Origin of the sequence: Microbacterium sp. K41 (genome assembly GCF_004794395.1) — a bacterium.
Taxonomy (GTDB): Bacteria; Actinomycetota; Actinomycetes; order Actinomycetales; family Microbacteriaceae; genus Microbacterium; species Microbacterium sufflavum.
Map to the genome: position 1 here is coordinate 1 of NZ_SSDO01000469.1, position 8,856 is coordinate 8,856.

The 8,856-nt window shown below is 70.7% G+C and carries 10 protein-coding genes; 5 read left to right on the top strand and 5 right to left on the bottom strand.

The genetic code is table 11. From position 1 onward, the window contains the following. Nucleotides 1-113: 113 nt before the first annotated feature. From DW309_RS15225 to DW309_RS15240, 4 genes are all read right to left on the bottom strand, one after another. A complete protein-coding gene (locus DW309_RS15225; RefSeq protein WP_136045857.1) occupies nt 114-599 on the bottom strand; it encodes a hypothetical protein in 486 nt (161 codons plus the stop codon). After that, nucleotides 586-1,473 carry a DUF58 domain-containing protein gene (locus DW309_RS15230; RefSeq protein ID WP_136030824.1) on the bottom strand — a complete coding sequence of 296 codons (888 nt, stop codon included), beginning with the start codon at nt 1,471-1,473 and terminating at the stop codon, nt 586-588. Before DW309_RS15230 ends, DW309_RS15225 begins: the two co-directional genes overlap by 14 nt. 9 nt (nt 1,474-1,482) lie before the next feature. After that, nucleotides 1,483-2,589, bottom strand: coding sequence for an AAA family ATPase (locus DW309_RS15235; RefSeq protein ID WP_205812810.1), 1,107 nt, complete (start codon nt 2,587-2,589; stop codon nt 1,483-1,485). Between the two features lie 125 nt (nt 2,590-2,714). Then, a complete protein-coding gene (locus DW309_RS15240) occupies nt 2,715-3,644 on the bottom strand; it encodes a DMT family transporter (protein ID WP_136045858.1) in 930 nt (309 codons plus the stop codon). A gap of 214 nt (nt 3,645-3,858) precedes the next feature. Here DW309_RS15240 and DW309_RS15245 point away from each other — a divergent pair, with 214 nt between their 5' ends. From DW309_RS15245 to DW309_RS15255, 3 genes are all read left to right on the top strand, one after another. After that, on the top strand, nt 3,859-5,286 hold the full coding sequence (locus tag DW309_RS15245; protein WP_136045859.1) for a trimethylamine monooxygenase: 1,428 nt from the start codon (nt 3,859-3,861) through the stop codon (nt 5,284-5,286). 257 nt (nt 5,287-5,543) lie between these two features. After that, complete coding sequence (locus tag DW309_RS15250) at nt 5,544-5,810, top strand: hypothetical protein (protein ID WP_136045860.1); 267 nt, start codon at nt 5,544-5,546, stop codon at nt 5,808-5,810. Further along, a complete protein-coding gene (locus DW309_RS15255; protein ID WP_168387299.1) occupies nt 5,807-6,184 on the top strand; it encodes a type II toxin-antitoxin system VapC family toxin in 378 nt (125 codons plus the stop codon). Before DW309_RS15250 ends, DW309_RS15255 begins: the two co-directional genes overlap by 4 nt. Before the next feature lie 8 nt (nt 6,185-6,192). Here the strand turns inward: DW309_RS15255 and DW309_RS15260 are convergent, their stop codons facing one another. Continuing rightward, on the bottom strand, nt 6,193-6,888 hold the full coding sequence (locus DW309_RS15260) for a Pr6Pr family membrane protein (protein ID WP_136045862.1): 696 nt from the start codon (nt 6,886-6,888) through the stop codon (nt 6,193-6,195). A gap of 218 nt (nt 6,889-7,106) precedes the next feature. On the opposite strand from DW309_RS15260, the gene DW309_RS15265 reads away from it, so the two are divergent. Both DW309_RS15265 and DW309_RS15270 read left to right on the top strand, forming a co-directional pair. Next, on the top strand, nt 7,107-8,393 hold the full coding sequence (locus DW309_RS15265) for an adenylosuccinate synthase (RefSeq protein WP_136045863.1): 1,287 nt from the start codon (nt 7,107-7,109) through the stop codon (nt 8,391-8,393). 16 nt (nt 8,394-8,409) lie between these two features. Next, nucleotides 8,410-8,856 (top strand): lactonase family protein (locus DW309_RS15270; protein WP_136045864.1); only part of this gene is annotated, 447 nt, incomplete at its 3' end.

Consider the following 8,856-nt stretch of genomic DNA (forward strand, 5'->3'; position numbering starts at 1 on the left):
CCGCGCGGTGTCACCGGCCGCACGACCGCCCCGCCGCCGCAACCCCAGCACGAGCCCGACCGCGACCGCCACGACGACGACGGCCGCGGCGAGGATCAGCATCCACACGTTCGCTAGTGCCATGCGCGCACCACCGTCCTGGCGGCCGCGGCCCCCGCCACGGGGTCGATCGCCGGACCCTGCCGGAAGATGCTCGGGTAGTAGTGCCGGCCCATCGCGTCGATCAGGGCCGGGTTCACGCCACGGGCGACCAGGTCGTCGAGCGCGAGCACGGGCGCCTCCAGGCCGCTGTACTCGTTCACGAACGCGCGCACCACGCGGCTGAGCTCGAGGTTGGCCTGCCGCGCCGACAGCCGGCGCCCGAGGTAGTCGTTCTCCACGGCCTGGATGCGGTCGAGGTACTCCGTGCGCAGCACCGACAGCACGTCGAGCGTCGAGGGCGTCGCGCCCGTGGCGGCCGGGGCCGGGGTGCGCGGGGGTCGCGTGAGCACGATCAGCAGCCACGCGCCGAGCACCAGCAGCGCCAGGATGCCGAGCGCGAGCAGCATCCAGCCCCAGCCGTACTGCGCCGGCGGGTAGAGCTCGTCAGAGCCGGGCATTCGACCTCCGGTTCAGCAGCCGCAGCAGCTGCGGCACGGCGTCGTCCTGTCCGTCGAGCGCGGCGTGGCTGATCTCCATGCGGGTGAGGAGGTCGGCGAGGCGGGCGGCGTCGGCATCGCGCTGCGCCGTGAGCTCCTGCACGATGCCGCGGTCGCCCTGCACGAAGTCGGGCACCTGCCACCGGCTGTCCACGTCGACGCGCAGCCGCCCGGTGCGGTGGTCGAGCACGGGGTCGGCGTCGCGCAGGGTGAGCCACAGCACGTCGTGCTGCACGCGCAGTCTCCGCAGCAGTCGCTCGGTCTCGGAGGTGACCGGGGCCTCGTCGGTGAGCACGACCACGATCATGCGGCGGGCGACGGTGCGGGTGACGAACGACAGCAGCGCGTCGCGGTCGCTCGGGGCCGCCGCGTCGTCCACCGCGCGATCGAGTGTGCGCAGGGCGTGCTCGAGGGCGCCCTCGCTGCGACCGGGAGCCAGGCGGCGCACCCTGGACGCATCGCCGTAGACCACGGTGAAGTCGTCGCCGTGGCGCAGCGTGAGCACGCCGAGGGCCCCGGTGGCCAGGATCGCGAGCTCCTTCTTCGAGCGCTCGTCGGCGGCCAGGGCGGCCATCGAGCGACCGGTGTCCACCACGAACATCACGGTGTGCATGCGCGTGGCCCGCGACCGCTTCACCAGCGGCGTGCCCAGCCGGGCGGTCGCGCGCCAGTCGATGTCGCGCACCTGATCGCCGTACTCGTACTTGCGCAGGTCCTCGAAGTCGAGGCTCCGTCCGTGCAGCAGCGACGCGTAGGCGCCGTCGAGCGCGTGCAGGGACTTGCGCGACGAGTGGATGAAGAGCTTGCTCTTCACCTGGGTGATCAGGCTGGCCATTGCGGTGCGTCAGGGCGTGGGGACCGAGGCGAAGATCTGGTCGATGATCTCCTCGCTGCGGATGCCCTCGGCGTCGGCCTCGAACGTCAGGAGCACGCGGTGGCGCAGCACGAGGTGCCGGAGGGCGCGGATGTCCTCCGGCAGCACGTGCGCGCGTCCGTTCAGGAGGGCGAGGGCCCGCGACGCCTGCAGGAACGCGATGCTCGCGCGGGGGCTGGCGCCGTACTTGATGTAGCGGGCGCGCTCCTCGCCGATGTACGGCGCCGGATTCCGGGTGACGTAGGCGAGCGACACGATGTAGTTGCGGATCGCGGGGTCGACGTAGATACGGCTCGCGACGTCTTGCAGCAGGTGCACGTCGTCGAGCGTGACGGCGCTCGACACGTGCCGGTCGGGGTCGAGCACGCCGGAGTCGATGCGGCTGAGGATCTCGAACTCGTCGGCGGGGCTCGGGTACTCGACGATCTCCTTCAGCAGGAACCGGTCCATCTGCGCCTCGGGCAGCTCGTAGGTGCCCTCCTGCTCGATGGGGTTCTGCGTCGCGATCACCAGGAACGGCTTCGGCAGCGGGTGGATCTCGCCGCCGATCGTGGTCTGGTGCTCCTGCATCGCCTCGAGCATCGCGCTCTGGGTCTTGGCGCTGGAGCGGTTGATCTCGTCGAGCAGCACGAAGTTGGCGTGCACGGGGCCGAGCACGGTGCGGAACGTGCCGGTCGCGGCGTCGTAGATCTGGTTGCCCGTGATGTCGCTGGGCAGCAGGTCGGGCGTGCACTGGATGCGCTTGAACTGCGCCTTCACGGTGTCAGCCAGGGTGCTCGCGGCGGTGGTCTTCGCGAGACCCGGCACGCTCTCCAGCAGGATGTGGCCGCCCGCGATGAGCGAGACGAGCAGGCTGGTGCGCAGGCGCTCCTGGCCGACCATCTTCGCCGAGTACGCGTCGGAGATGGTCTTCAGCACGCCGGTGGCGCGGGCCATCTCGGCCTCGGTGGGTGCGGGCTTCTCGCCGGGCGCGGGCGTCGGAGCCGGGGTGGCGGCGGGCGAGGTCGCGGCGGAGGGAGCGGGCGGGGGCGGGGGTGCGGAGATCGTCGGCGGAGTCTGCGCGTCGGGCTCGGTCATCGGTCGGTTCGTCTCCCTCGTTCACACGCGGGACCACGTCGTGCCCCTCCGCCGACCAGCGTAATCGCAACGACGGGACGCGCGCCCGCCGAACAGGGCGGCGTCGGCCTCGGCGAACCCGCGGATCAGCGGGCGCGGCGCCAGCGCAGGCGCGTGATGAGCACCCCGAGCAGGCACAGGGCGCCACCGACGAACATGAGCGGCGTCGGCACCTCGCCCAGGATCATCCACGACATCAGGATCGCGAGCGCCGGGACGACGTAGGTCGTGGCGGAGGTCTTGCCCGCGGTACTGCGCTGCAGCACGTACGCCCAGGTGGTGAACGCGATCGCCGTGGGGAACACGCCCAGGTACACCACCCACAGGGTCGCGTCGAGGGGCGCGGACTGCACGTCGGCCACGAGCGGACCGATCCACGGCAGCAGGGCGACCGTGCCCGCGGCCGCGCCGAGCCACGTGAGCGTGGTCGCGTCGGCACCCCCGCTCAGCAGATGCTTCTGCAGCAGCGTGCATCCGGCGTACATGACCGCGGCCAGCAGAGCGAGCAGGAGCCCGGTGATGTCCGGACCGGTGCTGCTCGTGGAGTTCATGCCGATCAGCACCACGCCGAGGAACGCGATGGGTGCGCCGATGATCAGCGGGCGAGGGAAGCCCTCCCGCAGGAACAGTCCGCTGAACACCACCACCATGAGCGGAGCCAGATTGACCACCATCGCCGCCGTCCCCGCGTCGAGCGTGCGCTCCGCACTGTTCAGGGCCAGGTTGTACACGCAGAACCAGCCGACGCCCCACAGCACGATGAGCAGCCACTGCCGCCGGTCGGGGAGGCGGATGCCGTGGCGGAGCGCGATCACCGTCAGCGCGAGCGTGCCGACGGCCATGCGCAACAGCGCAAGTGCACCGGGGTCGTAGTGCGGGCCCGCTCCGCGGATGCCGATGAACGCCGAGGCCCAGAGCACCACCGTGACCACGGCGGCGAGGAGGACGAGCACGCCCTGACGGCGGTCGGGCGCGCGCTGCTCGACCGTGGGTTCTCGCGTGGGGGTGTGTGGCACCGTCCGATCCTCCCACCGGCCTCCGACAGTGGGCGATCCTCGGGAGGGACAGCCGTCGTCGCTTTCCCGCCAGGCCGCCGGTGGGGCACTGCTAACGTCGAAGAGCAGCCACTGTCCGGGCAGGTCGAGCGTTCCGCTCCCCCCGGAGAAGGACTGTCCTCCTCACCCGGATACGGCTGCGCCCGATACATGACGACGAGTGTGAGGACCATACGTGACGAACAGTGAACGAGTAGCGATCATCGGTGCCGGCCCCTCGGGGATGGCACAGCTGCGGGCCTTCGAGTCCGCGGCCCGTGCGGGGGCGGACATCCCCGACCTGGTCTGCTTCGAGAAGCAGGCCGACTGGGGCGGCCAGTGGAACTACACCTGGCGCACCGGACTGGACGAGTTCGGCGAGCCCGTGCACTCCAGCATGTACCGCAACCTGTGGTCGAACGGCCCGAAGGAGGCGCTGGAGTTCGCCGACTACACCTTCGACGAGCACTTCGGCCGTCCGATCTCGTCGTATCCGCCGCGCCCCGTGCTGTGGGACTACATCGCCGGACGCCTCGCGAAGACGCGGGTGCGCGACCTGATCCGCTTCCAGACCGCCGTGCGCTGGGTGGAGTTCGACGAGGAGCGCGAGGTGTTCACGCTCACCAGCGAGCACCTGCCCACCGGAGCGACGACCACGGAGGAGTTCGACCGCGTGGTGGTGGCCAGCGGGCACTTCTCCTTCCCGAACGTGCCGCACGTCGACGGCATCGAGACCTTCCCCGGATCGATCTCGCACGCGCACGACTTCCGCGGTGCCGAAGCGCTGGCCGGCCGCGACGTGCTCGTGATCGGGTCGAGCTACTCCGCCGAGGACATCGGCAGCCAGGCGTTCAAGATGGGCGCCCGCTCCGTCACCGCCAGCTACCGCTCCGCGCCGATGGGGTACGACTGGCCGGAGGGCTTCGAGGAGCGTCCGGTCGTGCAACGGTTCGACGGCAGCGTGGCGCACTTCGCCGACGGCACCTCCACGCGCGTGGATGCGGTGATCCTCTGCACCGGCTACCTGCACCGGTACCCCTTCCTCCCGGGCGACCTCGCACTGTCGTCGCCCAACAACGTCTACCCGGACGGGCTCTACCGCGGTGTGCTGTGGCAGCAGAACCCGCGGCTGGCGTACCTGGGCGCGCAGGACCAGTGGTTCACGTTCAACATGTTCGACGCGCAGGCGTGGTTCGTCCGCGATGTGATCCTCGGTCGCATCGAGCTCCCCGACGAGGCGGAGCGGGCGGCCTCGATCGCGCAGTGGCGGGAGCGCTTCGACCGGATCGACTCGGCGGCGACCGAGATCCGCTTCCAGGCGGACTACATCCGTGACCTCCTGGAGTGCACCGACTATCCGGCGTTCGACCTCGACCGCGTCGTCGAGATCTTCCTGGCGTGGAAGCGCGACAAGAAGGCGGACATCATGGGGTACCGCGACCGCGTGTACGCCTCGGTCATGACGGGCACCCTCGCCGCCGTGCATCACACGCCCTGGCTGGAGGAGCTCGACGACTCGCTCGACCGCTACCTCGACGTGGACCCGGATGCCCGTGGCGCGGCGCTGCTCACCGGCGACGCGGCGGCGGACGACGACGACCGCGAGGCGCTGCTACCCGCCTGATCGGATCCGTCGGGGTGCTCTCGCGACGATCAGCCCCCTGGGCGGCGCGAGAGCACCTCGTCGGGTGCCGTCCTTGGCGGGGTAAAGGGCGGAGCCCGACGCCACCGTCCGCTGCACCCAACGGTTCGGTGGCGACACGGGTAGCGTGACACCGGGTCACGCGCTCCACAAGATCAGCGGCGGGCGATCACCCGGGTGATGTCCGCTTTCGTCGACGTCGGTGTTACACCGCAGACTGCTGGTGTTACACTTGACGCATGCCGACCAAGCACCCGCGGACCAACATCACGCACACGCCGCAGGTCGCCCGCGCCCTTGACGTGGCACGACGGCGGTGGCCGGAGGAGGAGCGCGACAGTGCCCTGATCCTCCTCCTTCTCGAGGAGGGCGCCCGCGCCGTCGAAGAGCACGCGGATGAGGGTGATGCCCGGCGGGCGCAGCGACTCCGTTCTCTCGCCGGACGGTACTCGGGTGTCTACGGCGACGATTACCTGGAGCGCGTCCGCGAAGGCTGGGACGAGTGATCGTCGTCGACGCGGGTGTGCTCATCGGTCTGCTCGACGACCGCGACGCGCACCACCGGGCGGCACTGGAGATGCTCGAGCGCACGCCGCCGCCGTACCTGGTGCATCCGCTCACGCTGGCCGAAGTGCTGGTCGGGCCGGCCAGGGTCGGTCGCGAGGCTCAGGCCTGGGACGACCTGAAAGAGATCGGCGTCGAGGTCGCGGCCCTCGGCCCTGACGAGCCGCTGGCTCTTGCACGGTTGCGCGCCGAGCACCGGTTGAAGATGCCGGACACGTGTGTGCTTGCCACGGCCGTGCACCACGGATGCCGTCTCGCGACGTTCGACCGTCAGCTGGCCGCGGCCGCCGCGCGCAGCGGACACGCGCTCGACTGACCGCGCCGTCACTGCGCGCGGACGACACCGCGTCGGCGGCCGACCCACACGACCAGTGCGGCGGTGGCGAGGATGATCGCGGCGATCAGCAGCACGTACAGCGCCACGGTCCCGTAGCCGCCCGGCTGGTGCGGGTTGAGGAACGGGTAGGGGTACCACCAGTGCTCGCCCGTCCCCGGGGAGACCACGAGGTTCGCGCGCACCAGGGTGTACACGACGCAGACGATCGGGAAGACCGCCGCGACCGCGACAGCGCTCCACGGCAGTGCGCGTCGACGCGGGGCGACCAGCACGTCGAGCAGCATCAGCAGGGGGATCACCACGTGCAGCACCTCGTTCGACCACGCGACCGTGGCACCCTGCGGCAGGGCGATGCCGCGCAGGAGGGTGTTGTAGACGACGCCGGTCACGATCATGTAGCTGCTCGCGCACATCAGCAGGACCGCGAGCCAGCGCGGCTCGGGGTCGGTCGTGTCGCGGTGGCGCAGCGCCCACACGGCCCCGGCGGCGAGCGCGACCGCCGCGAGCACGTTCGACTCGATCGTGAAGAAGCTGAAGAAGTTCGCGATCACGGTGGGGAGGTGGCCGCCCCACGCGGTGTCGGCGTCGCGCGCGATCTCCAGCGTGCGCAGGAGCTGGGCGACGATGGCCGCCACGGCGAGAGCCGATGCTGCGAGCCGCGCGTAGGGCCACCACCGTGTCATACCGACCTCCGTCGCACACTGTAGCGGCACGGTCGTCGTGACGGCCCGTGCGGGATCGGAAACGGGCGGTCGAGGGCCAGCGGAGGTGCCTTCCCGATCCCGCACGCTCCGGAGGCCGGGGGCCGGAGGGGTGTCGGAGGCCGCCCGATAGGATGGGGACGCCCGAAGAGGGCCAGCTCATCGGCCGGTGCAAACCCGGCGAAAGCAGGGGAGAACCCATGCCAGGAATCGTGATCGTCGGCGTGCAGTGGGGCGACGAAGGAAAGGGCAAGGCCACCGATCTTCTCGGTGAGCGCACCGACTGGGTGGTGAAGTTCAACGGCGGCAACAACGCCGGGCACACCGTGGTCGTCGGCGACGAGAAGTACGCGCTGCACCTGCTGCCCTCCGGCATCCTGTCGCCCGGGGTCACCCCGGTCATCGGCAACGGCGTGGTCATCGACCTGGAGGTGCTGTTCTCGGAGCTCGAGGCCCTGTCGGCCCGCGGCATCGACGTGTCGCGCCTCAAGGTCAGCGCGAACGCGCACATCATCACGCAGTATCACCGCACGCTCGACAAGGTCACCGAGCGCTTCCTCGGCAAGCGCAACATCGGCACGACGGGCCGCGGCATCGGTCCCGCGTACGCCGACAAGATCAACCGCGTCGGCATCCGGGTGCAGGACCTGTTCGACGAGAACATCCTGCGCCAGAAGGTGGAGGGTGCGCTCGACCAGAAGAACCACCTGCTGGTGAAGGTCTTCAACCGTCGCGCCGTCACGTGCGACGAGATCGTCGACGACCTGCTGTCGTACGCCGAGCGGCTGCGCCCGATGGTCGCCGACACCGGCTACCTCATCGACCAGGCCCTGAACCGCGGCGAGGTCGTGGTGTTCGAGGGCGGCCAGGCCACCATGCTCGACATCGACCACGGCACCTACCCGTTCGTCACGTCGTCGTCGGCCACGGCCGGTGGGGCCTCGACGGGTTCCGGTGTCGGTCCCGGTGCGCTCGACCGCATCGTCGGCATCGTCAAGGCGTACACGACGCGCGTGGGCTCCGGCCCGTTCCCGACCGAGCTGTTCGACGAGCAGGGCGAGTGGCTGCGCAAGCAGGGCTTCGAGTTCGGCACCACGACCGGGCGACCGCGCCGCGTCGGCTGGTACGACGCGCCGATCACCCGCTACGCCACGCGCATCAACGGCATCACCGACCTCGTGCTGACCAAGCTCGACATCCTCACCGGGCTCGAGCAGATCCCGGTGTGCGTCGCCTACGACGTCGACGGGGAGCGCTTCGACGAGGTTCCGGTGAACCAGACCGACTTCCACCACGCGAAGCCGATCCTGGAGCACTTCCCCGGCTGGAGCGAGGACATCTCGACCGCGCGCACCTTCGAGGACCTGCCGCAGACGGCGCAGGACTACGTCCTGGCGCTGGAGCAGATGAGCAACACGCGCATCTCGGTGATCGGTGTGGGCCCCGAGCGCGACCAGGTGATCGTGCGCCACGACCTGCTCGACTGATCGAGGGGAGGCGACCGTGACGCGCTTCTGGCTCGGCGGCTACGGCCCCGCGATGGACGGCTCCGCCGAGGGCATCGGCGTGCTCGCGGGCGACGAGGGTCGTGAGGCGAGCACTCTCGCGTATCGCGGGGCGGTGACGGCGACCCCGTCGCCGTCGTGGCTCGCGCAGCACCCGGGTATCGACGTGGTGTACGCGGCGCTGGAGGGTGATGCGGCCGTGCAGGCCTTCGCGCGCACGGGAGACACGGCCCTCGCGCCCCTGGGCGATCCGGTGGCGACGGGCGACGGCGTGTGCCACGTCGCGGTGTCTCCGAACGGGCAGACCCTCATCGCGAGCTGCTACGGCGACGGACGCGTGGTGCGGTTCGGCATCGCGGCGGACGGACGGCTCGTGCCGGCGAAGGAGGATGCGGCGGCGGCACTGCGCGCGGCGCTGTTCGGCGAGGGCGACCCCGACGCCGCC